The 26,973-nt window shown below is 59.2% G+C and carries 25 protein-coding genes; 14 read left to right on the top strand and 11 right to left on the bottom strand.

Annotation, left to right across the window (positions count from 1 at the left end; translation table 11 throughout):
- The first annotated feature begins 1 nt into the window (after position 1).
- From C5748_RS07315 to C5748_RS07300, 4 genes are read left to right on the top strand one after another with little or no spacing between them, the layout of a single operon-like run.
- On the top strand, positions 2-229 hold the full coding sequence (locus C5748_RS07315; RefSeq protein ID WP_105741267.1) for a hypothetical protein: 228 nt from the start codon (positions 2-4) through the stop codon (positions 227-229).
- On the top strand, positions 226-2,094 hold the full coding sequence (locus tag C5748_RS07310) for a MobA/MobL family protein (protein ID WP_105741266.1): 1,869 nt from the start codon (positions 226-228) through the stop codon (positions 2,092-2,094). The genes C5748_RS07315 and C5748_RS07310 overlap by 4 nt, the downstream gene beginning before the upstream one ends.
- The gene (locus C5748_RS07305) at positions 2,091-2,573 is read left to right on the top strand and encodes a hypothetical protein (RefSeq protein ID WP_105741265.1); all 483 of its coding nucleotides are present in this window, start codon (positions 2,091-2,093) and stop codon (positions 2,571-2,573) included. The genes C5748_RS07310 and C5748_RS07305 overlap by 4 nt, the downstream gene beginning before the upstream one ends.
- Before the next feature lie 45 nt (positions 2,574-2,618).
- On the top strand, positions 2,619-3,227 hold the full coding sequence (locus C5748_RS07300; RefSeq protein ID WP_105741264.1) for a hypothetical protein: 609 nt from the start codon (positions 2,619-2,621) through the stop codon (positions 3,225-3,227).
- A 223-nt stretch (positions 3,228-3,450) separates the two neighbouring features.
- On the opposite strand, the gene C5748_RS07295 is transcribed toward C5748_RS07300, so the two are convergent.
- Entirely contained in the window at positions 3,451-5,142 is a 1,692-nt protein-coding gene (locus C5748_RS07295; protein ID WP_105741263.1) for a site-specific integrase, read from the bottom strand.
- 567 nt (positions 5,143-5,709) lie between these two features.
- Here C5748_RS07295 and C5748_RS07290 point away from each other — a divergent pair.
- The 4 genes from C5748_RS07290 (at position 5,710) to holA (ending at position 9,713) form a co-directional block, all read left to right on the top strand.
- On the top strand, positions 5,710-6,663 hold the full coding sequence (locus tag C5748_RS07290; RefSeq protein WP_105741395.1) for an ABC transporter substrate-binding protein: 954 nt from the start codon (positions 5,710-5,712) through the stop codon (positions 6,661-6,663).
- 253 nt (positions 6,664-6,916) lie between these two features.
- Positions 6,917-7,798 carry an ABC transporter permease gene (locus C5748_RS07285; protein WP_105741262.1) on the top strand — a complete coding sequence of 294 codons (882 nt, stop codon included), beginning with the start codon at positions 6,917-6,919 and terminating at the stop codon, positions 7,796-7,798.
- Positions 7,795-8,589, top strand: coding sequence for an ABC transporter ATP-binding protein (locus tag C5748_RS07280; RefSeq protein WP_105741261.1), 795 nt, complete (start codon positions 7,795-7,797; stop codon positions 8,587-8,589). The genes C5748_RS07285 and C5748_RS07280 overlap by 4 nt, the downstream gene beginning before the upstream one ends.
- 77 nt (positions 8,590-8,666) lie before the next feature.
- Positions 8,667-9,713, top strand: coding sequence for a DNA polymerase III subunit delta (gene holA / locus C5748_RS07275; protein ID WP_105741260.1), 1,047 nt, complete (start codon positions 8,667-8,669; stop codon positions 9,711-9,713).
- 424 nt (positions 9,714-10,137) lie between these two features.
- On the opposite strand, the gene C5748_RS07270 is transcribed toward holA, so the two are convergent.
- The 5 genes from C5748_RS07270 to mnmE form a co-directional block, all read right to left on the bottom strand.
- Positions 10,138-11,019 carry a ParB/RepB/Spo0J family partition protein gene (locus tag C5748_RS07270; RefSeq protein WP_105741259.1) on the bottom strand — a complete coding sequence of 294 codons (882 nt, stop codon included), beginning with the start codon at positions 11,017-11,019 and terminating at the stop codon, positions 10,138-10,140.
- A 43-nt stretch (positions 11,020-11,062) separates the two neighbouring features.
- Complete coding sequence (locus tag C5748_RS07265) at positions 11,063-11,857, bottom strand: ParA family protein (RefSeq protein WP_105741394.1); 795 nt, start codon at positions 11,855-11,857, stop codon at positions 11,063-11,065.
- Between the two features lie 17 nt (positions 11,858-11,874).
- Positions 11,875-12,552, bottom strand: coding sequence for a 16S rRNA (guanine(527)-N(7))-methyltransferase RsmG (rsmG, locus tag C5748_RS07260; protein ID WP_105741258.1), 678 nt, complete (start codon positions 12,550-12,552; stop codon positions 11,875-11,877).
- A complete protein-coding gene (gene mnmG, locus C5748_RS07255; RefSeq protein WP_105741257.1) occupies positions 12,549-14,453 on the bottom strand; it encodes a tRNA uridine-5-carboxymethylaminomethyl(34) synthesis enzyme MnmG in 1,905 nt (634 codons plus the stop codon). The genes rsmG and mnmG overlap by 4 nt, the downstream gene beginning before the upstream one ends.
- A 133-nt stretch (positions 14,454-14,586) precedes the next feature.
- On the bottom strand, positions 14,587-15,918 hold the full coding sequence (gene mnmE, locus C5748_RS07250) for a tRNA uridine-5-carboxymethylaminomethyl(34) synthesis GTPase MnmE (protein WP_245428876.1): 1,332 nt from the start codon (positions 15,916-15,918) through the stop codon (positions 14,587-14,589).
- 89 nt (positions 15,919-16,007) lie between these two features.
- Between mnmE and C5748_RS07245 the strand changes: the two genes are divergently transcribed.
- The gene (locus C5748_RS07245) at positions 16,008-18,023 is read left to right on the top strand and encodes a thioredoxin domain-containing protein (protein WP_105741255.1); all 2,016 of its coding nucleotides are present in this window, start codon (positions 16,008-16,010) and stop codon (positions 18,021-18,023) included.
- A gap of 33 nt (positions 18,024-18,056) precedes the next feature.
- Here the strand turns inward: C5748_RS07245 and rho are convergent, their stop codons facing one another.
- From rho to hemE, 3 genes are all read right to left on the bottom strand, one after another.
- On the bottom strand, positions 18,057-19,322 hold the full coding sequence (rho, locus tag C5748_RS07240) for a transcription termination factor Rho (RefSeq protein WP_105741254.1): 1,266 nt from the start codon (positions 19,320-19,322) through the stop codon (positions 18,057-18,059).
- Positions 19,323-19,499: 177 nt separating this feature from the next.
- Positions 19,500-20,045, bottom strand: a complete 546-nt coding sequence (hemJ, locus tag C5748_RS07235; protein WP_105741253.1) for a protoporphyrinogen oxidase HemJ — start codon at positions 20,043-20,045, stop codon at positions 19,500-19,502.
- Complete coding sequence (gene hemE, locus C5748_RS07230; protein ID WP_105741393.1) at positions 20,042-21,079, bottom strand: uroporphyrinogen decarboxylase; 1,038 nt, start codon at positions 21,077-21,079, stop codon at positions 20,042-20,044. The genes hemJ and hemE overlap by 4 nt, the downstream gene beginning before the upstream one ends.
- 526 nt (positions 21,080-21,605) lie before the next feature.
- Here hemE and C5748_RS07225 point away from each other — a divergent pair.
- From C5748_RS07225 to dnaQ, 5 genes are all read left to right on the top strand, one after another.
- Complete coding sequence (locus C5748_RS07225; protein ID WP_105741252.1) at positions 21,606-22,427, top strand: pyruvate, water dikinase regulatory protein; 822 nt, start codon at positions 21,606-21,608, stop codon at positions 22,425-22,427.
- Between the two features lie 98 nt (positions 22,428-22,525).
- Positions 22,526-23,125, top strand: coding sequence for a Maf-like protein (locus C5748_RS07220; protein WP_105741251.1), 600 nt, complete (start codon positions 22,526-22,528; stop codon positions 23,123-23,125).
- The gene (locus C5748_RS07215; RefSeq protein ID WP_105741250.1) at positions 23,118-23,987 is read left to right on the top strand and encodes a shikimate dehydrogenase; all 870 of its coding nucleotides are present in this window, start codon (positions 23,118-23,120) and stop codon (positions 23,985-23,987) included. Before C5748_RS07220 ends, C5748_RS07215 begins: the two co-directional genes overlap by 8 nt.
- A complete protein-coding gene (coaE, locus tag C5748_RS07210) occupies positions 23,984-24,577 on the top strand; it encodes a dephospho-CoA kinase (protein ID WP_105741249.1) in 594 nt (197 codons plus the stop codon). Before C5748_RS07215 ends, coaE begins: the two co-directional genes overlap by 4 nt.
- 74 nt (positions 24,578-24,651) lie before the next feature.
- The gene (gene dnaQ, locus C5748_RS07205) at positions 24,652-25,368 is read left to right on the top strand and encodes a DNA polymerase III subunit epsilon (RefSeq protein WP_105741248.1); all 717 of its coding nucleotides are present in this window, start codon (positions 24,652-24,654) and stop codon (positions 25,366-25,368) included.
- A 237-nt stretch (positions 25,369-25,605) separates the two neighbouring features.
- Here dnaQ and secB read toward each other — a convergent pair whose 3' ends face one another.
- Together secB and C5748_RS07195 are read right to left on the bottom strand one after the other, a co-directional pair.
- Entirely contained in the window at positions 25,606-26,115 is a 510-nt protein-coding gene (secB, locus tag C5748_RS07200) for a protein-export chaperone SecB (protein WP_105741247.1), read from the bottom strand.
- Between the two features lie 125 nt (positions 26,116-26,240).
- Positions 26,241-26,789: an FxsA family protein gene (locus C5748_RS07195; RefSeq protein WP_105741392.1), complete on the bottom strand. Its 549-nt coding sequence runs from the start codon at positions 26,787-26,789 to the stop codon at positions 26,241-26,243.
- Positions 26,790-26,973 lie beyond the last annotated feature (184 nt).

Below are 26,973 nucleotides of genomic sequence, written 5' to 3'. Positions count from 1 at the left end.
CATGCCTCCCGTTGTCACCTTTGGCCCCGACAGCCCGCAGTTCCGCGACGGCTGGGGCGCTTTCGTCGATTATGAACGCGCCTTGTCCGACATCGGTGTTCCCCCGATCCAGATTTACGAGATGGCCCGGAGCGTCACCGGGCGAAGCGCCCGCCGAGGCTTTCGTGCCCATGCAGCCGCTTACTACGCTTCATACCGCGCAGCCATGCGTCGGAGGCATCTGCCATGACCTCCCTGCCGGACGGATTCGCCCTCTACCACATGACCGCGAAAGTCTTCCAGCGGAGCAAGGGCCGCTCGTCCGTCGCCGCCGCTGCCTACCGTAGCGCCTCATGTCTCACCGACGAGCGCATCGGCGAGACTTTCGACTACACCCGCAAGCATTGCGTTGCCGCCTTCATCTTGGCTCCCGCCGACGCGCCCGACTGGACCCGCGACCGTGAGGCCCTATGGAACGCGTGCGAGGCCGTCGAGCGCGCCAATGGTGTCGTCGGCAGGGAGGTGGAAATCAGCATCCCGAGAGACATCCCGGAATCGGAATGGCAGGCCTTCGCCGAGGAAATCTGCCGTCGCTACGTCGAGGCTGGGGCAGTCGTGGACATCGCCATCCACGCCCCGACCGCAGCCGACCGAAACTTGAATCCGCACATCCACGGCATGCTCACCACGCGCGCGCTGGACGCATCGCGGCCCCACGGATTCGCGGCCGTGAAGAACGATTCCCTCACCCGGATTTTCGAGTCCGGAGGCCGCCACGGAGGCGGCAAGCGCGGCGATGCCCTGAAAGCCGAACGCGAGCGCATCGCTGGCATCGCCAACGCCTTTCTTGAGCGCGCCGGCTCCACCCGCCGGGTGACGCATAAGAGCTGGGCGGACCTCGGCATTGACCGCGTTGCGGAGCCGGACATCGGGGAGGGGCGCAAGCGCGCCGTCACGAAACGCAAGCACCACGACCGCAGGACGCAGCTTGTTTCAAGCATGCGCGCGGCGAGGATCGCAGAGAACGAGTTGCAGAACATCGAGGAGGAACTAATGAAAACGAACCCGAAATTCCAGGCCAGCAAGGGCATCCGACGGAAGCACCGCCAAGACTTCAAGCGCGGTCTGCTAGCCGATCGCTTCCCCGATGCTCGCGGCATCGACGCAGACAAGCTCTACATGATCGACGTTGCCCGGCCTCATATCGCCAGAATCCAGACCCGCGACGGCGGTTGGGTGGAGGTCGAGGGCCGCCGCATCCGGACCTACGGCAAGTACGGCTACGCCGATGAGGTCGCGAAGGCGATTTTCGACGCGGACTACGCGGACGACATCGAGCGCCTTGAAGAGCTCAAGAGCCTTCAGCGCCGGGGTTCCGGCATGCGCCAGCGCCGCAGACGCAACGAGGTTCCTGCCGTCCCCGCCGCCCAGGTCGAGTCCCTTGCCGATCGGTGGCGGTCGCGCGGATACCACCAGGTCACCGAGGCCCCTGACGGCGTGTGGGTGACGATCGGCTCCTGCCGACTCCAGGATCTCGGCGACGAGATCCGTGTTCATGGCCCGTCCGCGTCCGACGCAGCAGTCAGGGCGCTAGTGGAAAAGGCCGCAGCGGAATGGGGCAGCGAGGTTGAAGTTTTCGGCGACAGGGCATTCAAAGATTCGTGCTGGCTGGAGGCCCAACGTCAGGGTGTGCAGGTCTATGACCAGAGCACGGGCGAACTCTATCAGCCTTCCGAGGAGGTGCGTAGGAAGTTCGAGGCTGACCGCGCCCGAGCGCGGGACGAAGACGAGGAGATGGACGAGATCAAGCGCCGCAAGGCCATCGCGAGCCTCCTGTTGGAGGCGGCTGCCGGCGACCGCGAAGCGCTCACCCGGCTCCAGACGAACGATGAACAGCTTGCCGATTTCGTCACCCTTCACCTGGACGACGAGCAGCGCGGCAAGCTGGTCGGCAAGCCTCAGGCGGAAATCCTCGCCGCCCTCGACCATTTTCGTGAGTACGGCCGCGAGGCCCGCGAGGACGAGGACGAGAAGAACCGTGACCGCGCCGTTCGGCCCCCGCTCGTCTTCGAAGTGCCGGAGCCGGAGGCGTCATCAGCACCGAGGCCTGAATGATTTCGTCACGTCACGAAAATGCCGACGAGGCCCACGCCTTGCGCCGCTACGTCGCGGCCAGGGCGGCAGGCCGAACGTACCCGGAGTACAGCCGCTACGACGCTGCTTTGGGGTGCTGGGTCGCGTCCGACGCGGCCGAGGCGCGCGGCCGCTGCGACGGTAAGGCTTTCCGACAGATCCGCCGCCCCGGCCTGCCGTGGTGCGCATGGCTAGGGCAGGATGTCCGGATCGCCGAGGACCACGCCCTACAATCCTTCTTCGAGGCCTACGCGACCGAGGGGCACGACTGGCAGCGCCTTCTTCACGAGGTCTCCCGTAACCGCCACGCGGCTCTCCGCGACTGGCGTCGCAGCGGCCGCGAGGTCATCGCCCGCGTCAGCAAGCAGGCCAAGGTCGGGCCGGACGTGCGCCTACCATCTGCCCTGGCCGAAGAATTCCGAATCGCTGGAAAAGGCATGAGGAGTTTGAAGAAAGCTTAAGGAATGCGCTGTATATTTCGCGGCGGGTAAACTGGGGCTTGGGCAATGAACTTAAATCCTGAAATAACTACGGTATCTGGCGTTGTAGAAGAGATAGGGCCTACCATTGCAGGCAAGCAATTAGAGCGCGACTCCTGCTCTAAATATTCGTTCCTTCTGGTGAAGAAGGATGACGGGTCATTTATCAGAATAAATAATGCAGTGCTTGAGTCGGATATGTCAACCAAAATACAGCTCGGAAGCATGGTCACCTTCTACACAAGAAAATTCCGATACGCTTCGATGCCATGGAAAGGGAAAGACAACCTCATATTGGCCCTTGAAGATCATAGAGGAATACATGTTTCCTCATTTCCAACAAAGAAAAGCATAGCTTTGACGATCATAGGGTTAGTAATATTTTCTGCACTCTGGTATGGAGCCGCATCTATGTTTGGTGCGTTTCTTTATGACAAGGGTAATCGTGATCCGATTTGGGAATTTGGAATGGCGTTCTCAACCGGGCTCTTGGCGATCATGTCGTTGATGTTGCTATCAATCGCAGCAACTCTTTTTAGCCTTGTCCGTCTCAGGGCCGATACTGTCAGTCTTGGGGCGCAGCTTTCTCCCGCTTCCAGGTCGAGTTATGGGAACTCAAATCTGAAAGAGATTTGATGGAGATCGCGGTAGGGTCACGGTCACCTATCGGGGACTAGGGCAGCAGCCGCCACAGCAGGAATGCTCCCACTGCCGTCGCCGCCCCGGCGACGACGTATCGCCAGCGCTCCCATTGCCATGATAGGTACTCGCGCCACGTCAGCGAGGCTTTCCACTTCCGGAAAGCCCGCTCGCGTTCCTCCTCATACGCTTGATCCGCCCGCCCGCCCATATGTCCCTCTTACGCCTCGGCCTCTGTTTCCTCGCTTCTGGAAAGCCCTGCCAGCGACAGTCCTTTACGCTCTTCCTGCTGCACGCGCTCCATGAGGACATACCACGGCGCCTCCGGCGAAAAAGCCCCCTTGCGCCGCGCGTCCTCGACCTTGGCGACCACCGCCGCCAGCGGGGGCGGGGGCGCTCGAAATGACAAGGGTGGTGCTGGCCGGTTCGCTTCCCACTCCGCTTCCACGGCCTCGAAAACCGCTGTACACCATGCCTCCACGGCTTCCGCTTTAACCGCCAGCCGCTGACTGTAGTCGTACGCTAGCCGTGTCACGTCGGCTGACCGCAGCATTTTTTGCCCGGTTTCCAGCCCCGCATGGTCGAGCACGGCGGAAATCGCGTCCGGCCTCACCTTGCGATCGCTGCATACCGTCGCGAAAGTCCGCCGCAGATCGTGGGCGCTGAAATGCGGCACCCCTTCCAGGTGGTTGACCAGCCGCCCCTTGAGTTCTTGCGCCTTCCGCTTCGCGTCTTTCCGTTTCCGTCCCTTCGGCGATTTCGGCGGTACACCACGCAGCCGCGTCAGGTAGTCCCGTGTCGCCGTGGTCGAAATTGGCTTGTCGGCATCCCCTGCCTTCTGCGCCAACCGGGGGAAAACAAACTGCGATTCCCGGGGCGCGACGGCAATCGCCCGTTCCGTCAGCAGGACGAGGCGCGGCGGAATCGGCAGCGCGTGGAACCGCTTCGATTTCATCTGCGCTTCCTCCCACGCTGCTACTTTCCATCCTGCCGGACCTTCCGGCCACGGCAGGATTCTCGCCCGCTCTACCGCCATGGCCGCGCTGGACCGCTGGGCGGTCAGGATCAGCCACCACATCGCGCACACGGTCACTTCCGACGTTTCCCGCGCTGCCTTCCGCCCGCCTGCCACACGGTGCTTTTCGGCGACATACAGCACCCGCCCGATGTCCCGTAGGGACGGCATCCGGGTACGTGGCTGGGTTGCCGTTTCGTCCAGCGGCTGGACTTCCATCCACCAGCGTGTAACGCCGTGCAGACCTGATTTGCCCGCGTGCTTCCGCTTCGCGAAGGACAAGGCGGCTTTGGCATTTGCCACGAACGCCCGCGACGGAGTTTTCCCCCGCAGCGCGGCAGCGTCCCGAACTCCCTCAAGGTCAGGGATGTCCATTTCCGTCAGAAGCTTCTCCTTGAGCACGTCTGCTTCCGGAATCGACAGCGCGTCCCGCGCCGTGCGGACACTTCCTTCCGATGGCGGGCGCAGCGTCCCGCGCACGATTCGAGGCTTCGCGAGATAGCCGTCCGTGTACTCCGCTACGAGCGTTTCCCACGTCCATCCGCCAGCTGCGACCTTCGTCGCCTTCTCGGCTGCTGCCGTCGCCTCACCATCAGATTTACCGACTGCCTTCCCCGTCAGGAAAGCTTTCGGGTTCACGCCGTCGCGCAGCAGGTCGCGTACCTTCCGCGCCGTCTCCCTCGCAGCCTTCGCATTCTTGAGCTTGTCGAGCCCGCCGAGGCTTTTTGTTTTATTACCCCAATTCAGTTGCCAGCGGACGGAGTGCCCCTCGACAACAAGTCGCAAGCCCTTCTCAACCGTGTCAGAAAACACAAAGGGCTTTGCCTGTCCGGCCTTCGCCAATTCCTTTGCTCCTGCTACCTCTGAAGGCCCGATTTCCGTGCGAATCGTCGGCATTTTCTACCCCGCCTCAAATTGTTGACACGGGCGGTTTCTACCGACTTTCTACCGACCTGTAAACGGAATTTCTGGACTGGCAAATTGCCGATTGTAATGATTTCAATAACTTACGGTGATAAAAAATGTTGACAGAAAAATTCCTAATCTGAGGGTCACTGGTTCGAATCCAGTCGGGATCACCAATTAAATCAGGTCCGTTCGGGACACATAGGTTACGGTTTATACCGGAGACATGGGCAACACTTTCGGCCCGATATGGCTGGAGGCTGCGATCCCCACCCGAACAGGCGCCAACTTTCGATTTTCCAAATTATGATCAGAAACGTCTTGGCCTTTGGTATTATTGACCGCTTTGTATTATTTGCATGACAAAAGCTGCTCGCGGAAAGATACTCCCAAAAAACCGGGGAACGAATGAACCGCTGCTTCCTTTTGATCACGCGTTGATTTCAGCAGCCGGCTTGACTAAAGCAAGTCCCGGGAAAAAGCGGAAACTGCCTTTCCCATCCGACTTGCGTGAAAACAAAGACGCTTTCGAAGACGCTTAAAAACAGGGAGATTTTCATGCGTTCGATTGTATTGGCACTGCTCGCCGCTACCGTTCTTGCAACACCATCCGTAGCGCGCGACGTGACCGTGGCCGTGACGGCCATTGTCGAACATCCCGCTCTCGACGCCACCCGCGACGGCGTGAAGGAAGCCTTGGCCGAAGCCGGTTTCAAGGAAGGTGAAAATCTCAAATTCGTCTATGAATCCGCCCAGGGCAATGCCGGCACCGCTGCTCAGATCGCCCGGCAGTTCATCGGCGACAATCCGGATGTGATCGTGCCGATCTCCACACCGTCCGCTCAGGCAGTGGTCTCCGCGACACGTGACATACCTGTCGTGTTCACCGCCGTATCCGATCCCGTCGGCGCGCAGCTCGTGAAGGAATTCGACAAGCCGGGCGGCAATGTCACCGGTCTTTCCGATATGTCGCCGGTCGTCGACCACGTGGCGCTGATCAAGGAAATCTTCCCCGACGCCAAAACCATCGGCTTTCTCTATAATTCCGGCGAAACCAATTCGGTCTCGCTTCTCGCCGCTTTGAAGGAAGCCGCCGAGGCGGGCGGCCTTTCCGTGATTGAATCGACCGCGACCCGTTCCGCAGACGTACAGGGTGCGGCGCGTGCGCTTGTCGGACGTGCCGACATTATTTATGTCCCGACCGACAATACCATCGTTTCGGCGCTGGAAGGTGCGGTTGCCGTCGCGGAGGAAAACAAGATCCCGCTTTTCACCGCCGATACGGATTCCGTCAATCGTGGCGCGATTGCCGCCCTCGGCTTCAACTATCATGATGTCGGCAAGCAGACCGGCGCCATCGTCGCCCGTGTTCTGAACGGCGAAAAGCCGGGCGACATCCCGGTCAAGATCGCCGCTGGTACCGATCTCGTCGTCAATCTCGTCGCCGCGAAGAAGATGGGCGTGGAAATCCCGCAGGCCGTCGTCGATCGCGCCACCAAGGTCATCAAGTAAACGCGACACCTCCAGGGCCAGTCGACATTTGCAAGATCATTTTTCAAGAACGCGGCGGCGGATTTTCCGCTGCCGCGTTCTTGGATAACCGGACGCGGTCCGCTAAAAAGGACATGCTCGGGAGAGGCAGAAGCGATTTTCCGCCCGCATCCCGCCCTAACCCGTTGGAATCGATCGTTGATGATTTTGGATTGCTTCAAGCCAAAATCATCATGATCTAAGGAAACCATACCGTCTTGAAGGATCGTTCACTGTGAGCCAGATCGCCTTTTGGGGTGCGGTCGAGCTAGGCCTCGTCTTTTCCTTTGTCGCGCTCGGCGTTTATCTGGCGTTCCGCGTGCTTGATTTTCCTGATCTCACCGTCGACGGTTCATTCCCGCTCGGCGCCGCCGTCACGGCCGTTCTGATCCTCGCCGGTTTCAATGCCTGGCTTGCGGCTGGGATCGCCATGCTGGCAGGCGCCGCCGCCGGTCTCGTCACCGCCACGTTGAACGTTCGCTTCCGCATCCTCAATCTCCTCGCGTCGATCCTGACCATGATCGCGCTCTTCTCGGTCAATCTGCGGGTAATGGGCCGCCCGAACATCGCGCTGATCAATCAGGAGACGATGATCTCGCCCTTCTTTGGACAGGGCCTTGCGGATTTCTACGTGCGCCCGCTTTTCGTCGCTGTCCTTGTCGCAGTTGCGGTCGTTCTGGTGTGGCGCTTCCTGGAAAGCGACATGGGTCTCGCCATGCGCGCGACCGGCGCCAACCCGCGCATGGCCCGGGCCCAGGGCGTCAAGACCGATCGCCAGATCTATCTCGGCATGGCGCTTTCGAACGCCCTGGTCGCGCTCGGCGGATCGCTTTTCGCCCAGACCAACGGCTTTGCCGATGTCACCGCGGGCGTCGGGACGATCGTCGTCGGCCTGGCGGCGGTCATCATCGGCGAAACGCTGTTCCGCAGCCGTCTTCTCCTGATCGCACTGCTCGGGTGCGTCGGTGGATCGATCCTTTACCGCATCGCTATTCAATTCGCCTTGTCGAGCGATTTTCTCGGCCTCAAGGCATCGGATCTCAATCTGGTTACCGCCGTTCTCGTCACCATCGCGCTGATATTGCCGCGCCTTCGCCGTGGAGGAGCCGCCGCATGATCGAAATTTCGAAGCTTGGCGTCACCTTCGGGCGTGGCACGCCATTGGAAAAGCAGGCCCTCTCGGACGTCAATCTGACCATTGACGAAGGCGCCTTCGTCACCGTCATCGGTTCCAACGGCGCCGGCAAGTCGACATTGCTCGGCGTGTTGGCAGGCGATATCCTGCCGACGGAGGGCAAGGTCCTCATCGGCGGCAAGAACGTCACCCGCAAACCGACGGCAGATCGGGCGGGACTTGTCGCGCGCGTGTTCCAGGATCCGCTGACCGGCAGTTGCGGTGCGCTCACCATCGAAGAAAATCTGGCTCTGGCGGCAGCGCGCGGCAAAAGGCGTGGTCTGGCGCCGGCGCTCGGCGGAAAACGCCGCGCCAATTTCCGCGAGCGCGTCGCCGCACTCAATCTCGGTCTCGAAAACCGGATGCAGGATCGTATGGAACTGCTTTCCGGAGGGCAGCGGCAGGCGCTGTCGCTTGTCATGGCGACACTGGCAGGCTCGGAAGTCCTGCTTCTCGACGAGCATACGGCAGCACTCGATCCCGGAATGGCCGAATATGTCATGGAGCTGACGCAGTCGCTGGTCAACGAAAACAGGCTGACGACATTGATGGTGACCCATTCGATGCGCCAGGCGCTCGATTTCGGCACCCGCACGATCATGTTGCATGGCGGCAGCATCGTTCTCGATGTCGCCGGCGATAGCCGGAAGACACTCGGCGTCGAGGATCTCATCCAGATGTTCCGCCGTGTCCGCGGCCAGAATCTGGACGATGATGCGCTGCTGATGGAATGATCAGGAACCTCGCCAAGCCAGGCTTTCCGAGACCCGAAACGGTTCCATTCGACCGCGACTTGTTCTAAGCAGAAGCCATGGCGCAGAAGAAATCCCACGAAGTCGACGCTTTTCTCGGCCGGCCCGACAAATCGTCGGTGATCGTGCTTCTCTATGGACCCGACAAGGGGCTGGTCAGCGAGCGTGCCACCGTCTTCGCCCGGTCGACGGGCCTTGCGCTCGATGATCCCTTCGCCGTCATCCGGCTGGAAGCCGACGATGTCGATTCCGATCCGGCCAGGCTCTCCGACGAAGCGCGGACCATTTCCATGTTCGGCGGCGAGCGGCTGTTATGGGTACGCAATGCGGCGGGCCAGAAGGGATTGGCCGACGCGGTGAAGATACTGGCGGCGGAACCGCCAACGGATACCCGTATCCTGATCGAAGCAGGCGATCTGAAGAAAAGCGCCGCCCTTCGCACCATCGTTGAAGGCGCCCGCCCCGCCATGGCACTGCCCTGCTATAGCGACGACTCGCGTGGAATAGACGCCGTCATCGATGATGTCCTTTCACGCGAAAAGCTCCAGATCACGCTCGATGCGCGTCAGATGCTGCGTGACAGCCTCGGCGGCGACCGCCTGGCCACACGCGGCGAATTGGAAAAACTCTGCCTTTACGCGCACGGCAAGGAGCGCATAACCGCCGATGACGTCCGCGAAGCCGTAGGCGATGTCAGCGCGCTCTCCCATGACGAGATCGTTGATGCCATTCTCATCGGCGATATCGCACGCTTCAGCACCGCGTTCGATCGCGTCGTGAAGTCAGGTTCGCCGCCTTTTCTCATTCTCAATACGGCCATGCGCCAGTTCCAGCAGATGCAGATTTTGCGCTATGCGATCGAGCAGGAGCGTAAACCGATCGCCACGGCGGTTGCCTCGGCCAGGCCGCCGGTCTTCTTCAATCGCCGCAAACTCGTCGAGAACGCGCTCGGTCGCTGGACCGGCGAAAGTCTGGTTCGTGTCATGGAACGGCTGCAGCGGACGATCCTGGAAAGCCGCCGCAATGCCGCGCTTGCAATCCCGATCATCCGCCAGGCATTGCTTGCGTTCACCGTCGAAGCAGCCCGCGCCGGCCGCAATAAATAGACCTTCCGCTTCGGCGATCGATTTTCATTCCGGAATCGAATCGAAACAAGCTAGGTGTTCACTTTCAGACGGAAACGATACGTTCAGTCATTCCTCAATCTTGACGGTGGCAAACACCCTATTCCAACCGTAGCAACAGCGGCATCGGTGAGGCATGGATTCCTGTGACAAACACAGGCCCGGGCACAGGAATGACGGAGATGGAAATGATTTCGCCCCTGTAAGCTACCGTTCTGCGGGCGAAAACGCCCGCGATTGGCCGACAAATAGTCAATCTTCCGTCATTCCTGTGCTTGTCACAGGAATTCATGCCTCGTCATCTCCACAATTCCGACGGTGCAGAATGGTAAGGCTGGACGATTCCATCAAAACAGGAACCTCTCTAACCTATTCAATCAATTGGGATATTTGTCGGACAACAGCATCAGCTTTGCAGCCGGCGACAGACTTCGTCAAGCTGTTCCAGCGAAGCATAGCGGATACGCACTTCGCCGCCCTTCTCGCGGTGATTGATCTCGACCTTCATTCCCGTGACGTCCGACAGAAGTTTTTCCAGCGCCTTCGTATCGGCATCTTTCTCGACAGCCGGGGTCTTCTCGGCCCTGCGCTCGGAGCCGCCGTTCCCCTCGGACTGCGCCAGGGCTTCCGCCTGACGTACCGAGAGTCCGTCGCGAACGATCCGTTCGGCGAGGACAGCAGGATTGTCCGCCGTGACCAAGCAGCGGGCATGACCTGCCGACAATGCGCCGTCCGTAATCATACCCTGAACATTGTCGGGCAGTTTCAAGAGCCGGAGCGTGTTGGCGACATGGCTGCGGCTCTTGCCGATAACCTGCGCCAGATCGGCCTGTGTATAGTCATGGTCCTCGATGAGCTGCTGGTATCCTGCAGCTTCTTCGACCGGGTTGAGGTCGGCGCGCTGGACGTTCTCGATGATCGCCAGTTCCAGAGCGACCCGGTCATCGACATCCCGCAGGATGATCGGCAGGGTGGTCAGCCCCGCCCGCTGTGCGGCACGCCAGCGGCGCTCACCTGCGATCAGCTCGAAACGGTCTGGCAAACCGGGAGCCGGCCGCACGACGACCGGCTGCACGACGCCATGCTCGCGTATCGACTGCGCCAGATCTTCCAGCTCGATATCCTTGAAAGCCCGGCGCGGATTGCGCGGATTGCGGCTGATGAACTCGATGGGAACATGGCGCTCGAGCGGGATCGGCGCCTTCTTGCCTTCCGCCGGACGGTCCATCTCGCCGATCAAAGCCGCCAATCCACGGCCGAGGCGTTTTTTTGAGGGATCATCGTTCATCTGCAGTAACTTTCCACGATTGTTTCGTATTCGAATCGAATTCTCAGGCGGCTCTCAGCTGCCGCTCCCGCTGGATGACTTCCGAAGCAAGCTGGAGATAGGCCTGGCTGCCGGCACATTTCAGATCATAGAGGATCGCCGGCTTTCCGTGCGAGGGCGCCTCGGAAACACGCACATTGCGCGGAATGACGGTCCGATACACTTTTTCCCCCATAAACGACCTGACATCATCGACCACTTGCGAGGCCAGATTGTTGCGGCTGTCGAACATCGTCAGAACGATGCCTTGGATCGACAGGTCGGGGTTAAGCGAATTTCTCACCTGATCGACGGTCTCCAGAAGCTGGCTGAGCCCTTCCAGAGCAAAGAACTCACACTGTAACGGCACCAGAACGGAATCGGCGGCCGCCATGGCATTGAGCGTCAGCAGATTGAGCGATGGCGGGCAATCGACCAGGATATAGGTAAAATGCTCGGCAACCTCTGAATCGAAGCGCAGCGCATTGCGCAGCCGCCGCGTGCGGTCTGGCGCCTGCGCAATTTCCATTTCAATTCCCAGGAGATCGAGCGTCGAGGGGACGATAGAGAGATTGGGGACATCCGTCGCGACAGCCGCATCCATTACGGATGAAGCCTGGGTCAGAACGTCATAGGATGAATGCGCGCGGTTGCGCCGGTCGATCCCGAGGCCGGTGCTGGCATTGCCCTGCGGATCCAGATCGACGATCAGCACCATCTCGCCAATGGCCGCAAGAGCGGTCGCCAGGTTGATGGCGGTCGTCGTCTTGCCAACCCCGCCCTTCTGGTTTGCAATCGTTATGATACGGGTCTTATTCATCATCGCTGTCGCCTTGGCTACTGCTCTGCTTTCGGAAGTTCAGCGGAATTTGAACCGCTGCGCCGGGTATTCCTCAGATTTCTGATCTCGAGAATAACCGACTCTTCTCCGACAGCACTCGGATGTTCTACCAGATCGAATGCCCAACCGTCATGGCTTTCCTCAATTTCCCGCCGATAATCCCGTCCTTTTTGAAAAAGTGCGGTAGCGCCTGAGATCAACCAGGGTTCGGACAGCGAAAGCAGATCATTCAACGGAGCAAGTGCTCTTGCCGTGATGATATCGGGCGCCTTTATCTCGGACCACATCGATTCAATGCGCTGCGCATGCACGCGCCCTGAAGCCTTCGTCTGTGCGATGGCCGTCCGAAGAAATGCCGCTTTCTTCCCATTGCTTTCGACGAGATCGATGGAGGAATCCGCCCTCTCCTTGAGGAGAATCGCCAGAACCACGCCCGGAAATCCGCCACCGGACCCGAGATCGAGCCATTTCCGCGCTTCAGGAGCCAGCGGAAAAAGCTGCGCGCTGTCGAGGATATGGCGTTCCCACAGATGAGAAAGCGTCGAAGGCGATGCGAGGTTGATCGCTGACGACCATTTTCGAAACAGCGATTCGAATGCGTCAAGCGATTCGAATGTTTCACGTGAAACAACCGGAACGAGATTCCGCAACTGCAGGAAACGCTCTTCCCTCACGCGACGTCCCGCCCGCCTGGCGCGGTATCTTCCGCTACGGCTTCATTACGCCTCGGACCCTGGCGGCGAACCTGCGCTATAACAAGCGCCAGCGCCGCAGGGGTCATGCCGTCGATTCGCTGCGCTTCGGCTATGGATTTCGGCATCCTCTGGAGAAGCTTCTGCTTCAGCTCGTTCGACAATCCTGCCACAGAAGCGAATTCGATATCACCTGGGATCAGAAGACGCTCCTCACGCTCCATGATAGCGATATCGGATTGCTGCCGCTCCAGATAAACCGCATATTGCGCTTCGACCTCAAGCGCTTCCCGCGTTGCCGGATCGACTGCCCCCAGCTCCGGCCAGATCGCAACGAGCCTGTTGAGATCGATATCGGGATAGGCGAGCAAACCATAGGCCGAACGCCGAACGCCATCCTTGTTCAGATGTAACCCATGCCTTTCGGCCATATTGGGCGTCAGCGACAATTGCTGTGCCAGATCACGCGCGGCATCAAGCCTTGCCTGGCGCTCGGCAAAGCGGGTCCGGCGCGCCTCGCCAAGGATGCCAAGCTTGTCAGCCAGGGGTGTCAGGCGCTGGTCGGCATTGTCGGCACGCAGCGAAAGCCGAAACTCCGCCCGCGACGTGAACATGCGGTAAGGTTCGCTGACGCCGCGTGATGTCAGATCATCGACCATCACCCCAAGATAAGCTTCGGTGCGGTGGATAATGCTAGGTTCGGCATCGCCCGCCCGCCTGGCTGCATTCAGCCCCGCCAGAAGCCCCTGCGCCGCCGCTTCCTCATAACCGGTGGTTCCGTTGATCTGCCCGGCAAGGAACAGTCCGCGGATTCTCCGTGTTTCCAGACTGCGTTCAAGCTCGCGGGGATCGATGAAATCATACTCGATCGCATAGCCGGGCTGCAGCATGATTGCCTGCTCCAGGCCCGGAATGGTCTTCAGCAGCGCCAGCTGGACATCCTCAGGCAAGGACGTGGAGATGCCATTGGGATAGACCGTATGATCGTCGAGCCCTTCCGGCTCCAGAAAGATCTGGTGACCGTCACGATCGCCGAACTTGACGATCTTGTCCTCCACGGAAGGACAGTAGCGCGGGCCAATACCTTCTATGGATCCCGAATACATCGCCGAACGATGCAGATTGTCACGAATGATCGCGTGCGTCTCCGGCGTCGTACGGGTAATGCCGCAATCAATCTGCGGTGTGGTGATCCGATCTGTCATCAACGAAAACGGCACCGGCACCTCGTCCGGCTTCTGCACGTCGAGCCCTTTCCAATCGATGCTACCGCCGTCGAGCCGCGGAGGCGTGCCGGTCTTGAGACGACCGAGCGCAAAGCCCTGCGCCTTCAATGTGTCCGATAGACCAAGCGCCGGCTGCTCGCCCATCCGTCCCGCCGGTATCTTCCTTTCGCCAATATGGATGAGGCCGCGCAGAAAGGTTCCTGATGTCAGCACCACCGAACCGGCGGCAAGATTCCGTCCATCGGCCAGCTTGACGCCGGATACCGCTCCATTGTCGAGGATCAAGTCATTCACGCCGCCTTCGATGACGACGAGATTTTCCTGCGTGCGAATGAGATCCTGCATTGCCAGGCGATAAAGCTTGCGGTCGGCCTGGGCGCGTGGCCCACGTACTGCCGGACCCTTACGGCGGTTGAGCAGGCGGAATTGAATGCCGGCGGCATCCACCACCCGGCCCATCAGGCCGTCGAGCGCGTCGATCTCGCGGACCAGATGCCCCTTTCCGAGGCCGCCAATCGCCGGATTGCAAGACATGACCCCTATCGTATCGAAACGATGCGTAACCAGCGCCGTGCTGGCGCCCAGGCGAGCAGAAGCAGCAGCCGCTTCGCAGCCGGCATGCCCGCCTCCGACAATGATGACATCGAATTTCTGCATCACATTCTCACTTTCCTGGAGGCAGTGGTCATGAGCGTTTGACGGAGTCAAGTCAAGTCTGGAGATTCCACAGATGTTTCACGTGAAACATTCCATGCGCCAACAAGCCGTCAAGCGGAATGTTTCACGTGAATCATTTGCCGATGCAGAACTGCGAGAAGATTACATCCAGAATATCCTCGACATCGACATCGCCGGTGATGCGCCCGAGAAACTGTGACGCCCGGCGCAGATTCTCCGCCCGCAGCTCCAGTGGAAAATCCTCTCGCTCTATAGCCTCGTTGATTTCCTGTCGGGTGGCCTTGAGCAAATCCATATGCCGGTGTCGCGTCGGAACAACATCACCGATGCTGCCCGCCTTCTCCACGGCCGACCGGGTGATTGCCTCGATCAGATCATCCACACCTTCGCCGGAACGCGCGGAAATCTGATATGTCCATCGTTCTCCGTTTCCCGGGTCGGCAAGATCCTTCTTATTGCCCACCCGCCACATCGCTCCTTCAAAATCCGGCAGGTCGACAGATTCGGGTCGGCTCATATCTTCCAGCAACAGCACCAGATCGGCCGACGCCGCGCGGGCACGGGCGCGTTCGATGCCGATCCGCTCGACATGACCATCCGCCTCCCGCAATCCGGCCGTATCGGTGAGAAAGACGGGAATGCCGCCGAGGTCCAGTTTGACTTCGATCAGGTCACGCGTCGTGCCCGCTTCCTCCGATATGATCGCCACATCCCGCCCGGCAAGCATGTTCAACAGGCTGGATTTTCCGGCATTCGGCGCGCCGATGATGGCGACATGAAAACCGTCCCGGAAAACCGCCGCCCTTTCGCCATCTACCAGGTGCCGGCCGATCTGCTCGGAAAGGAAACGCATGGCCTGCCAGACCTTTGCCGAAACCGACCCCGGGACATCGGATTCATCGGCAAAATCCAGTTCCGCCTCGATCAACGCCCGCGCCTGGATCAACTCGCGGCGCCAATCCATATAGAGGTTCCGTTGCGCGCCTGATGCAACCTGCAAAGCCAGTCGCCTCTGACCTTCCGTCTCCGCAGAAACGAGGTCCGCCAAGCCCTCCGCCACCGTCAGATCCATCTTGCCATTGGCGAACGCCCTGCGCGTGAACTCACCGGGCTCGGCCATTCGGCAGCTTTCAAAGCTCGAGAGTTCACGCAGGAACCTGTCAACGACAGCGACGCCGCCGTGCAGATGGAATTCGGCGCAGTCCTCACCTGTAAAGCTATGTGGCCCAGGAAAGAACAAGAGTAATCCGCGATCCAGAACCTCGCCCGCAGGGGACCGGAACTGGCGATAGACGGCCTTCCTCGGTTCCGGCGTTTCACCCGATATCGTTTCGACTACGAATCGAACTTGGGCGCCGGATATACGGATAACGGCCACGCCGGAAGGCAGTCGCCCGCTCGACAAGGCAAAAATCGTATCGGGGAACCCCATTTGCGGTTTCATCATTATCATTCCAGACTATGGCCAGAGCATGGGCCAGATTGTATGGGTGTGATTACTCCCTCACGCCGGGGAAGGAAAGGTTGTTACCGATGACTCTTCTTGCTGAAAACCGCCTTGGCGAGCAATCCAGCGCCTATCTGCGCCAGCACGCCGACAATCCGGTCCATTGGCAGCCCTGGGGAAAACAGGCGCTCGATGAGGCAAAGCGGACCGACAGGCCGGTTCTCCTCTCCGTCGGCTACGCCGCCTGCCATTGGTGCCATGTCATGGCGCATGAGTGCTTCGAGGATGACGAAGTGGCCGAAATCATGAACCGCCTCTTCGTCAATGTGAAAGTCGATCGCGAGGAAAGACCCGATATCGACCAGATCTATATGGCGGCGCTGACCGCCATGGGCGAACAAGGCGGCTGGCCCTTGACCATGTTTTTGACGCCGGAGGGCCAGCCCTTCTGGGGCGGCACCTACTTTCCCAAACAGGCGCGCTACGGGCGTCCCGGTTTCATCGACGTCCTTCATTCGATCCGCCGCGTCTGGGAGCAGGATAAGGAAAGTATTAACCATAATGTCGCGGCGCTGTCGGCACACATCGCCACTCGTCTCGCCGGCACTGCCTCTGCATCCCTCCTGGACAAGGCGGTGTCCGATCGGTTCGTCGACCAGGTCTATTCGATGATGGATTTGCACAATGGCGGCTTGCGCGGTGCACCGAAATTCCCCAATGCACCTTTCATGGACGCGCTGTGGCTGTCATGGCTGCGCAATGGTAACACGGCCCATAGGGACGCATTCATCCTCAGTCTGGAAATCATGCTGCAGGGCGGCATCTATGATCATCTCGGCGGCGGCCTGGCCCGCTACAGCGTCGATGAGCGTTGGCTGGCGCCGCATTTCGAAAAGATGCTCTATGACAATGCGCAGATGATCCGCCATGCCTCATGGGCCCATGCACAGACGGACAATCCATTGTTTCGCCGCCGAATCGAAGATACGGTGGCCTGGCTCATCCGGGAAATGCGTCTGCCGAACGATACCTTTGCTTCCAGTCTCGATGCGGACAGCGAGGGAGAGGAAGGCAAATTCTATGTCTGGTCGGCCGATCAGATCAGCGCCATCCTGCCCGATGCCCAGTCCTTCAATGCGCAATATGATGTCACCCCTCGGGGAAACTGGGAAGGAAAGACGATCCTCAACCGGCTGAAGTCGCGCGCGTCGGATAATCTCGATGAGGAACGCGCCCTGGAAACCGACAGGCAGAAGCTTCTTGCAGAGCGTGAAAAGCGGATACGGCCCGGGCGCGACGACAAGGCGCTGACCGACTGGAACGGACTTCTGATCAGGGCGCTGGCGGAGGCCGCCGGTGTTCTCGATCGGCCGGACTGGGCCGATATCGCTCGAAAAGCCTATCGTTCCATATCCGAATCGATGCGCGAGGGTCGGCTTCCACACTCCGTGATGGGCGAATCCAGGCTCTATCCCGCCCTTTCGACCGATTATGCAGCGATGATCAACGCCGCGCTGTCGCTCTATCAGGTCGACTATGACAAAGCCTATATCGATGATGCCATGCATTTCCTTGCCCAACTCGACCGTTGGCATATCGCGGATGATGGCGGCTATAATCTCTCGGCCAGTGATACGGATGATGTCATTCTGCGGATTCGCGGCGATCAGGACGAAGCCATTCCCAGCGCGACGAGCCAGATCATCGAAGCGCTGATCCGGCTGGCAACTGCAACCGGCGAAGAGTATCTCCGGGAGCGTGCAGTCGCTGTGGCCGAGCATGCGCTGGGCCGCATCAAAAACCTGCATTACGGACAGGCGGGTATTCTCAATGCCGCCAGCCTCGCCATTGATCCGTGGAAACTGGTGATCGTCGCACCCGATGGCGATTACCCGCTCGTTGCGGAGGCGAATCGAATTCCGGATCCGCGCCGCACCGATTTGCTGATCCCGATCGGCAACGATCCGGCAGCTGTGACGCTGCCGCAGGGCCTCATCCCCGATACGAAAAAGCCCGCGGCCTATCTCTGCCGCGGGCTTGTCTGTCTGCCGCCTGTCGAAACCGCGGAAGAATTGCGTGCGCTTCTGACCGAAAGACTTTAGCAGCTCCGGCCAAAGCGCAGCGCTTCACTCTTGTCAGGTATTCATCGAATCGAAGAACTCGCCGTTGTTCTTCGTCTGTTTGAGCTTGTCGATCAGGAACTCGATCGCATCGGTGGTTCCCATCGGCGCAAGGATACGGCGAAGCACGAAGATCTTCTGCAGATCCTGGCGCGGCACCAAGAGGTCCTCCTTGCGCGTACCGGATTTGAGAATATCCATGGAAGGGAAAATCCGCTTGTCCGCAACCTTGCGGTCAAGGACGATTTCCGAATTGCCGGTGCCCTTGAACTCTTCGAAGATCACTTCATCCATGCGGCTGCCGGTATCGATCAGCGCGGTCGCGATAATCGTCAGCGAACCGCCTTCCTCGATATTACGTGCGGCACCGAAGAAACGCTTCGGGCGCTGCAGCGCATTGGCATCCACACCGCCCGTCAGGACCTTGCCCGATGACGGCACGACGGTGTTGTAGGCGCGGCCGAGGCGAGTGATCGAATCGAGCAGGATGACCACGTCGCGGCCATGCTCCACCAGGCGCTTGGCCTTCTCGATCACCATTTCCGCCACCGCGACATGGCGCGACGCCGGCTCATCGAAGGTCGAGGACACAACCTCGCCCTTTACCGAACGCTGCATGTCGGTGACTTCTTCGGGACGCTCGTCGATCAGGAGAACGATCAGATAGCATTCCGGGTGATTTGCCGTGATGGAATGCGCGATATTCTGAAGAAGAACGGTCTTACCCGTACGCGGCGGAGCGACGATCAGGCCGCGCTGGCCTTTGCCGAGCGGCGCCACGAGATCGATGACACGGGCGGAAAGATCCTTGGTCGTCGGATTTTCGAGTTCCATCTTGAAGCGCTCGTCGGGATAGAGCGGCGTCAGATTGTCGAAATGGATCTTGTGACGGATTTTCTCGGGGTCTTCGAAATTAATGGTATTGACCTTGAGAAGTGCGAAATAACGTTCGCCTTCCTTCGGTCCACGGATGGGTCCTTCGACCGTATCGCCGGTCTTCAGCGAAAAACGGCGGATCTGCGAGGGAGAAATATAGATATCGTCAGGACCTGGCAGATAATTGGCATTGGCCGAGCGCAGGAAGCCGAAACCATCCTGCAGCACTTCGACCACGCCTTCGCCGATGATCTCGACTTCCTGGGAAGCAAGCTTCTTCAGGATGGCGAACATCAGTTCCTGCTTGCGCATGACGCTGGCGTTTTCGACTTCCAGCGTTTCCGCAAAAGCCAGCAGATCCACCGGCGTTTTACTCTTTAATTCTTGTAGTTTCATTTCCTGCATGTGTGCGGAACTCATTCAAAATTGGGAAGGGAAAAGAGCAGTTGTTCGGAAGGATGGCCATGAAATTCACGGCTGGCATCGACAAGTCTGCATTTCCGGAGGGAAGAGGGTTTACACATAACCTCTCAAAAGCCCAAGGGCAAGTACCAACTTTGGCTCATGAGAGGCAAATTGAACTCAAAACGGTTTCACGATCACCATGATGACGATGATCACCATCAAAACGGTCGGAATCTCGTTGACCATGCGCCAATGACGCGCCGATTTCTCGTTTTTATCAGCCGCGAATAACCGGACCGCCTTGGAAAAATAGCCGTGAACGGCTGAAAGCAGGATGACCGCCACCAGCTTGACATGCAGCCAGCCGCCGGAAAAACCGAAGATCTTCCACGCCAGCCACAGCCCCATGATCCAGGTCACCACCATGGCGGGATTGATGATGAACCGCAAAAGCCGCTGCTCCATCACCTTGAAGGTTTCCGACTGCACCGAACCCGGTTCCGCGTCACAATGATAGACAAAAAGCCGCGGCAGATAGAGCATGCCCGCCATCCATGAGATGACGGCAATGACGTGAATGGCCTTGACCCAGGGATAGGCGACAGCGGGATTCACGTGAAACATCAGCGCCAGCCCGGCACCGACGATCGCGATCGCAACGACCGCGCGCAGTGCCACCTTTCCGCCTGAGGCAACAAAGTTTTTCTCCGGCTGGCTGCTCATCCCCCGCCTCCCCCGCCCTGAGCGCGAACCCGGGCGACCATGCGCTCGACATGCTCGATCGGTGCATTGGGCGTGATGCCATGCCCAAGATTGAAGATCAGCGGTCCGCTTCCCAATGTTTCCAGGATCGCGTCTACCCCTTCGTCGAGCGCTGCTCCGCCCGCTACGACCCGCAATGGATCGAGATTGCCCTGCACGGCTCCGTGCTGCTGCAGCTTTTCAGCAAACGACAGGGGAACCGACCAATCCAACCCGAGTACGTCGACGCCGGTCTTCTCGCGATAATGCGCGTAAAGTGCTCCAGCCCCTTTGGGAAAACCGATGATCAGCGCCTCTGGATGGACCGCGCGTACTTTTTCGACGATCCGCGCCACCGGTTTCACGCAAAACCGCTCGAAGCAGATCTCATCGAGAACCCCGGACCAGGAATCGAAGATCTGCACGGCATCCGCGCCGGCATCCAGTTGCCCGATCAGATATTCCGCCGAAACGTCGGCGAGATCATCGAGCAGCTTCTGAAAGGCATCGGGATGACGATAGGCGAACAATCGGGCCGGCGCCTGGTCCGGTGTCCCGTGACCAGCGATCATATAGGTCGCAACGGTCCAGGGCGCTCCGCAGAAGCCAAGCAGGGTCGTTTCATCGGGCAGCGCCGAGCGCAGGAGCCGAACCGTCTCATAGACCGGCTCCAGCCGTTTTGCGGCGCCCCCGCTTTCCAGCCAGAATATCTCTTCCGCATCGATCGGCGTCATGACAGGGCCACGTCCTTCCTCGAAACGGAGATCGCGGCCGAGCGCGTGCGGCACCACCAGAATATCGGAGAACAGGATCGCCGCATCGAAGCCAAACCGGCGAATGGGCTGCAAAGTCACCTCGACGGCGAGGTCGGGCGAATAGCAGAGCTCGAGGAAGCTTCCCGCCTGCTGCCTGACTTCCCGATATTCCGGCAGATACCGGCCGGCCTGCCGCATCATCCAGATCGGTGGTGGAAACACCGTCTCGCCACCGATCACCCTCAACACCTTGCGTGCCATCATCCCGTCCTACGCTGGCGCATGGGCTCGAAAACCGATTCTGGTTTTCGGAAAGCACGGTGCGCCGATTCAAAACCTCTAGCGTCCTTTGCCCGTCCTAAAGAACGCAAGGCGCTGTAGTATCCCCAGCCTCTTTCAAAAAAGAAATTTATGAATTTTGGATTCTTCTAATTCTTAGAGTCTGTTTGTTCAGGGGATTAACACATGACAGCCATTTCCCCACAGGAAGATGCGATTGCAGCTTCGTTCGGGATAAATTGCCCATCAAGCTTCAAAAAGCAATGACAAGCGAATTCAGTCAGCAAAATCATGAGCTTGTAACCATAAAATCTCGTGTCAATCTGTGGAAAAATCACGCATAAGCATCTAAGAACCCAAAATCAGAGGGTTCTTCCACATGCCTCCCGGGTAATTTCACACAAGGCTGCCCATTGTGGATGACTTGCCAAGTTTACCCATCGCTGTCATCCCTGTGCTCCGACAGGTGCGATTTACGCACAGCCATCAACAGGGATGACAAAAACCTGTGACCAGACCGCTTTCCTACTTTCATCTTCATCTGATTTCTGATGCGACCGGAGAGACTCTCCTGGCGGCGGGGCGTGCGGCAGCCGCCCAATATGCCAATGCACGGGCGATCGAGCATATCTATCCGCTGATCCGGACTGAGAAACAGCTGCGCAAGGTACTCGACGATATCGATGCGGAGCCGGGCATCGTGCTCTACACGATCGTCGATCAGAAGCTTGCCGCTATGATCGATGAATCCTGCGCTGCGATGGGTGTACCCTCGGTTTCCGTACTCGAACCGGTACTGACGACGTTTCAATCCTATCTCGGCGCGCCGGCGCATCGCCGCGCCAGCGCCCAGCATGTATTGAATGCCGATTATTTCCGCCGCATCGATGCGCTGAATTTCACGATGGAGCATGATGACGGGCAGCTTCCGCTCGACACGAACGAAGCCGATGTGATCCTCATCGGCATTTCGCGCACCTCCAAGACGCCGACGAGCATCTATCTCGCCAACCGCGGCGTCAAGACGGCCAATATCCCGATTATCCTGGGCATTCCCATTCCCGAGGCGCTGGCCGCCGCAACAAGGCCGTTGATCGTCGGATTGGTCGCCACGGCGGAACGTATCTCTCAAATCCGGCAAAACAGGATATTGGGATCGTCGCCCGGATATGACGTCGACCACTATACCGACCGCGCCAATATCGCTGAGGAACTTGCCTATGCACGCAATATCTGTACCCGCCATGGCTGGCCGATCATCGATGTGACGCGCCGTTCGATCGAAGAAACAGCCGCCGCCATTCTTGCCCTTCGCCCGCGCAGCCGGTAACTAGAGCGTAATCCCGAAAAATAAGACCCGATTTTCGGAAAAGATGACGCTTCAAAGAGCAATTTTGGTCGGTTTCCACGAGGGAATTGCAGGATATCATGACCACACCGATCATTTTGGCATCGAAAAGTCCGTTTCGCGCCGCCTTGTTGAAAAATGCCGGCATCACCTTTCTGGCCGAAGCAGCGGAGATCGACGAACGGGCGGTTGAAGCGGCACTGCACGACACCGGCGCCGCGCCGGAAGATATCGCGCTGGTCCTGGCCGAGGCAAAGGCCCTCAATGTCGGCGGCCATCATCCCGATGCCCTGGTCATCGGCTGCGACCAGACATTGTCGCTGGATGACGAGATATTCCACAAGCCTGCCGACATGGAAGCCGCGCGCCGGCATCTCCTGAAACTGTCGGGAAAAACCCATAATCTCAACAGCGCGGTGGTTCTGGTGCGCGGCGAAGAAACGATCTGGCGGCATGTCGGCGTGGCACGGATGACGATGCGCACCCTCGAGCCGGCCTTTATCGGCCGCCATCTGGCCAGCGTCGGGGATATCGCCCTTTCGAGCGTCGGTGCTTACCAGGTCGAGGGCGAAGGCCTGCAACTCTTCGAAGAGATCGACGGCGATTATTTCACCATCGTCGGATTGCCGATGCTGCCGCTTCTCGCCGAATTGCGCAAGCTGGGAGCGATCGATGGCTGAAACCATCAGGGCATTTGTCACCGGCTTCCCCATAAAGCATTCCCGTTCGCCGCTGATCCATGGCTTCTGGCTGAAGACCGATGGTCTGGAAGGATCCTATATGGCTGTCGAAACCACGCCCGAAGCCTTTCCGGCGTTTGTTTCCTCGCTGCAGGAGAACGGATATGCTGGCGGCAATGTCACCATCCCGCACAAGGAAACCGCCTTCGCTCTTTGCGAGGCTCATGACGGTGCCGCTGAGGCCATCGGCGCGGTCAATACGCTTTGGTTCGAGCGTGGCCGGCTCTATGGCGGCAACACGGATGCCTTTGGCTTTGCCGCAAATCTCGATGAATATGCCGGCGGATGGGACAATGCGGATACCGCACTCGTGCTTGGCGCCGGCGGCGCCAGCCGTGCCATCGTGCATGCCCTGAAAAGCCGCGGTTTCAGCCATATCCATATCGTCAACCGCACGCTGGCGCGTGCTCAGGCGATGGCCGACCATTTCGGTCCGGGCGTTTCGGCGCATGGCTGGAGCGCGGCGCAGGATCTGGTCGGGACATCGGGTGTCATCGTCAACACCACGCCGCTCGGCATGGAAGGCCATGGCAAAAGCGAACTTGCGCTCGACCTGTCGAAAGCCGATCCAAGCACGATCGTCACCGATATCGTCTATACCCCGCTCGAAACGCCCTTTCTCAAGCTCGCCCGGGATGCCGGTCTGAAGACCGTCGACGGTCTCGGCATGCTGCTGCATCAGGCGGTGCCGGGCTTCGAACATTGGTTCGGCGTGCGTCCTGAGGTGACGGGGGAATTGCGCGCGCATATTCTGGCCGATATGGCAAAGCCGTTGCCGACGCAGCAAGAGATCGCCAAGTGATCATTCTCGGCCTGACCGGTTCGATCGGCATGGGGAAATCGACGACGGCGCAGATGTTCGCGGACGCCGGCATTCCCGTCTATAGCGCCGACGAGGCCGTGCATCGGCTTTATTCGGGCCGCGCCGTTCCGTTGATCGAGGCCGCATTCCCCGGCACGACACGCGCCAACGAAGTCGACAGGGAAAAACTGTCGGCCGCCGTCCTGGGGCAACCAGACGCAATCGGGAAGCTCGAGACAATCGTGCATCCGCTCGTCCGCGAGGAAGAACGGGCATTTCTGGAAAATGCCAGGAACGCCGGTGCGGATATGGCGGTCCTCGACATTCCGCTTCTCTTCGAGACGGGAGGCGAGAACCGTGTCGACAAGGTGGTCGTCGTTTCCGCCCCGCTCGAGGTGCAGCGCCGGCGCGTCTTGGCAAGGCCGGGCATGACCGAAGCCAAGCTTGACGCCATCCTTGCCCGTCAAGTGCCGGACGCCGAAAAACGTGCCCGCGCCGATTTCATCGTCGATACCGGCAAGGGCCTGGATGCCGCGCGCGGTCAGGTGGTGGCGATTATCCGCCGGTTGAAGGCAGAGGCCGCTGGATAAACCATCATGGCGCTTGCGTGCAGCGCTACGTCAGGTGAATCTGGGCGCATTGATTCTTTTTGAAAGGCCCGAACATGCGGGAGATCGTTTTCGATACTGAAACGACCGGTCTCGACCGGCTCGAGGACCGCATTATCGAGATCGGCGGCGTCGAGCTCGTCAATCGTTTCCCGACGGGCCGCACCTTCCATGTCTTCATCAATCCGCAAGGCCGCGCCGTCCACCCCGAGGCTCTCGCGGTTCATGGCATCAGCAATGAGCAGCTCTCGGACAAGCCGACCTTTGCCGAAATCGCCAATGATTTTCTGGATTTTTTCGATGGCGCCAAGCTGATCGCCCATAACGCCACGTTCGATATGGGCTTCATCAACACCGAACTGGAGCGCATAGGCCAGCCCGCTATACCAAACGATCGGGTCGTGGATACGCTGTCGCTGGCCCGGCGCCGGCATCCGATGGGCCCCAATTCGCTCGATGCGCTTTGCCGGCGTTACGGCATAGACAACAGCCATCGCACGCTTCACGGCGCGCTTCTCGATTCGGAGATTCTGGCGGAAGTCTATATCGAGCTGATCGGAGGAAAGCAGGCCGCGCTCGGCTTGACCATCGCCAGCGACACGCGCGGTTCTGGACGTGGCGGCGGAGCGAGCGACGAAACCATCGTCATCATCGAGGCGAGGCCCGAGCCGCTGCCTTCTCGCCTTTCGCCGATACAGGAGGCTGCCCATGCCGCGCTCGTTGAGAAGATCGGGTCGAAAGCGATCTGGGTAAAATTCGACATTACGGAATAGAGCCTTTCACTTTCAAACTCTCGTTCCGTCGGTATGGTAATCATATTTTCACCATCTCCATTGCCTCAATGGTGCAGAACGGCTCCAGATCCAGCGTTCCATCAAAACAGCCGCCGCTCTAAATCCCATTTACGACAGTTTCCAATAGAAAAGCCCGGCATCGCCGGGCTTTTCTATGAGCTGGAATGGCAGCGGGCGGAAATCATCCCGCCTGCTTGAGTTGATCTCAGTGAGACGTCAGCTCTTCACCGCCGCCTTGGCCTGTTCCTCGGCCATGCGCTGCTGGAACATCTGCGCGAAATCGATGGGATCGATCATCAATGGCGGGAAACCGCCATTGCGCGTCGCCTCGGCAATGATCTGGCGCGCGAATGGGAAAAGCAGCCGCGGGCATTCGATGAAAAGCAAAGGCAGCATATGCTCCTGCGGGACGCCCTGGATGCGGAAGACGCCGCCATAGACGAGCTCGACATTGAACAGAACGTCCTTGTCCTCGCCCGCCTGTGCGTTCAGCGTCAGCACGACATCGAAATCGCCTTCAGCGATCGGATTGGTATTGACGTTGACATTGATGTTGATCGACGGGGCCTTATCGCGCGGACGCAGCGAAAGCGGCGCGCCGGGGCTCTCGAAGGAAAGATCCTTCACATACTGCGCCAGGATGTTCAGCGACGGTTCGCCGCCAGCGCCGTTGCCGTTCTTTGCTTCGCCACCCGTTGCTGTTGTTTCGCTTGGCGTTTTTGCCATTGTCGGAAGACCTTCTCTTTTGAATGACCGTCGCGGCCTTGAAGTGAATGCGGTTGGCTAGCATGTGTGGCCCGGCTAGGCAAGAAGTTACGAGGGTGTATTTTTAACGACATGCAACCAAAGGTTTATTCCTTATTGTCATCACCGCGCCACGGTGAGTTGGGGTCCGGCTTGTGCGAATAGTCTTCCGGATCAAGGTCGATGACCCGGTCGCCCTCCCGATTTTTCCCCTGATTACCTGGAGCCCGATCGCTTGGTTTCTTGCCTTCGTCATAGCCACGCCCGTATCGCGTCGAGCCGGTGCCGCCCGTCGTGACGATGACGCCGCTGCGCGAAAGCTGCCGCCACACGATATCGCGGAGCGGCGGGATAAACAGCAGAAGTCCGAAAATATCGCTGACGAAGCCGGGAATGATCAGTAATATCGCAGCAAGCACCAGCATCGCGCCATGCACCAGTTCCCGGTCGGGAACCCGGCCGGCCGCCGCTTCCGCCCTGATCCTCTGCAGCAGGCCGAACCCTTGCACGCGCAGAAGAAAGAAGCCGAGCATGGCGCTGAGCACCACCAATGCGAGGGTAGCAAGGACGCCGATATGACTGCCGACGATCACAAAACCCGCAATTTCCACGAATGGCATTGCCAGGAGGAGAAGCGGAATGAGAGAAGATGGCACGCGAAACCGACCTTTCGGTTGAAAAAATCCAATTTTTTCGAAGGCGAATCCTTCTTTTTCCTCTAGATATGAACTGGAGATCGGCATTTGAATGATTCACCTTGCCGAACTATATGTTTTTCAAGCTTAGTTGCAATTTCGATGATGAATCGCACGCATTGGTTCACATCCCCATGATTGGCAG

The organism is Phyllobacterium phragmitis (assembly GCF_002980495.1).
Lineage (GTDB): Bacteria > Pseudomonadota > Alphaproteobacteria > Rhizobiales > Rhizobiaceae > Paramesorhizobium > Paramesorhizobium phragmitis.
Note: the sequence above shows the minus strand (reverse complement) of the source record. Positions and strands in the feature narration are given on the sequence as shown.

What these genes read in the sequence shown, in the direction of transcription:
- C5748_RS07315 (WP_105741267.1), top strand. Translation starts at nt 2, where the DNA reads ATGCCTCCCGTTGTCACCTTTGGCCCCGACAGCCCGCAGTTCCGCGAC.
- C5748_RS07310 (WP_105741266.1), top strand. Translation starts at nt 226, where the DNA reads ATGACCTCCCTGCCGGACGGATTCGCCCTCTACCACATGACCGCGAAA.
- C5748_RS07305 (WP_105741265.1), top strand. Translation starts at nt 2,091, where the DNA reads ATGATTTCGTCACGTCACGAAAATGCCGACGAGGCCCACGCCTTGCGC.
- C5748_RS07300 (WP_105741264.1), top strand. Translation starts at nt 2,619, where the DNA reads ATGAACTTAAATCCTGAAATAACTACGGTATCTGGCGTTGTAGAAGAG.
- C5748_RS07295 (WP_105741263.1), bottom strand. Translation starts at nt 5,142, where the DNA reads ATGCCGACGATTCGCACGGAAATCGGGCCTTCAGAGGTAGCAGGAGCA.
- C5748_RS07290 (WP_105741395.1), top strand. Translation starts at nt 5,710, where the DNA reads ATGCGTTCGATTGTATTGGCACTGCTCGCCGCTACCGTTCTTGCAACA.
- C5748_RS07280 (WP_105741261.1), top strand. Translation starts at nt 7,795, where the DNA reads ATGATCGAAATTTCGAAGCTTGGCGTCACCTTCGGGCGTGGCACGCCA.
- holA (WP_105741260.1), top strand. Translation starts at nt 8,667, where the DNA reads ATGGCGCAGAAGAAATCCCACGAAGTCGACGCTTTTCTCGGCCGGCCC.
- C5748_RS07270 (WP_105741259.1), bottom strand. Translation starts at nt 11,019, where the DNA reads ATGAACGATGATCCCTCAAAAAAACGCCTCGGCCGTGGATTGGCGGCT.
- C5748_RS07265 (WP_105741394.1), bottom strand. Translation starts at nt 11,857, where the DNA reads ATGAATAAGACCCGTATCATAACGATTGCAAACCAGAAGGGCGGGGTT.
- mnmG (WP_105741257.1), bottom strand. Translation starts at nt 14,453, where the DNA reads ATGCAGAAATTCGATGTCATCATTGTCGGAGGCGGGCATGCCGGCTGC.
- mnmE (WP_245428876.1), bottom strand. Translation starts at nt 15,918, where the DNA reads ATGAAACCGCAAATGGGGTTCCCCGATACGATTTTTGCCTTGTCGAGC.
- C5748_RS07245 (WP_105741255.1), top strand. Translation starts at nt 16,008, where the DNA reads ATGACTCTTCTTGCTGAAAACCGCCTTGGCGAGCAATCCAGCGCCTAT.
- rho (WP_105741254.1), bottom strand. Translation starts at nt 19,322, where the DNA reads ATGCAGGAAATGAAACTACAAGAATTAAAGAGTAAAACGCCGGTGGAT.
- hemJ (WP_105741253.1), bottom strand. Translation starts at nt 20,045, where the DNA reads ATGAGCAGCCAGCCGGAGAAAAACTTTGTTGCCTCAGGCGGAAAGGTG.
- hemE (WP_105741393.1), bottom strand. Translation starts at nt 21,079, where the DNA reads ATGGCACGCAAGGTGTTGAGGGTGATCGGTGGCGAGACGGTGTTTCCA.
- C5748_RS07220 (WP_105741251.1), top strand. Translation starts at nt 22,526, where the DNA reads ATGACCACACCGATCATTTTGGCATCGAAAAGTCCGTTTCGCGCCGCC.
- C5748_RS07215 (WP_105741250.1), top strand. Translation starts at nt 23,118, where the DNA reads ATGGCTGAAACCATCAGGGCATTTGTCACCGGCTTCCCCATAAAGCAT.
- dnaQ (WP_105741248.1), top strand. Translation starts at nt 24,652, where the DNA reads ATGCGGGAGATCGTTTTCGATACTGAAACGACCGGTCTCGACCGGCTC.
- secB (WP_105741247.1), bottom strand. Translation starts at nt 26,115, where the DNA reads ATGGCAAAAACGCCAAGCGAAACAACAGCAACGGGTGGCGAAGCAAAG.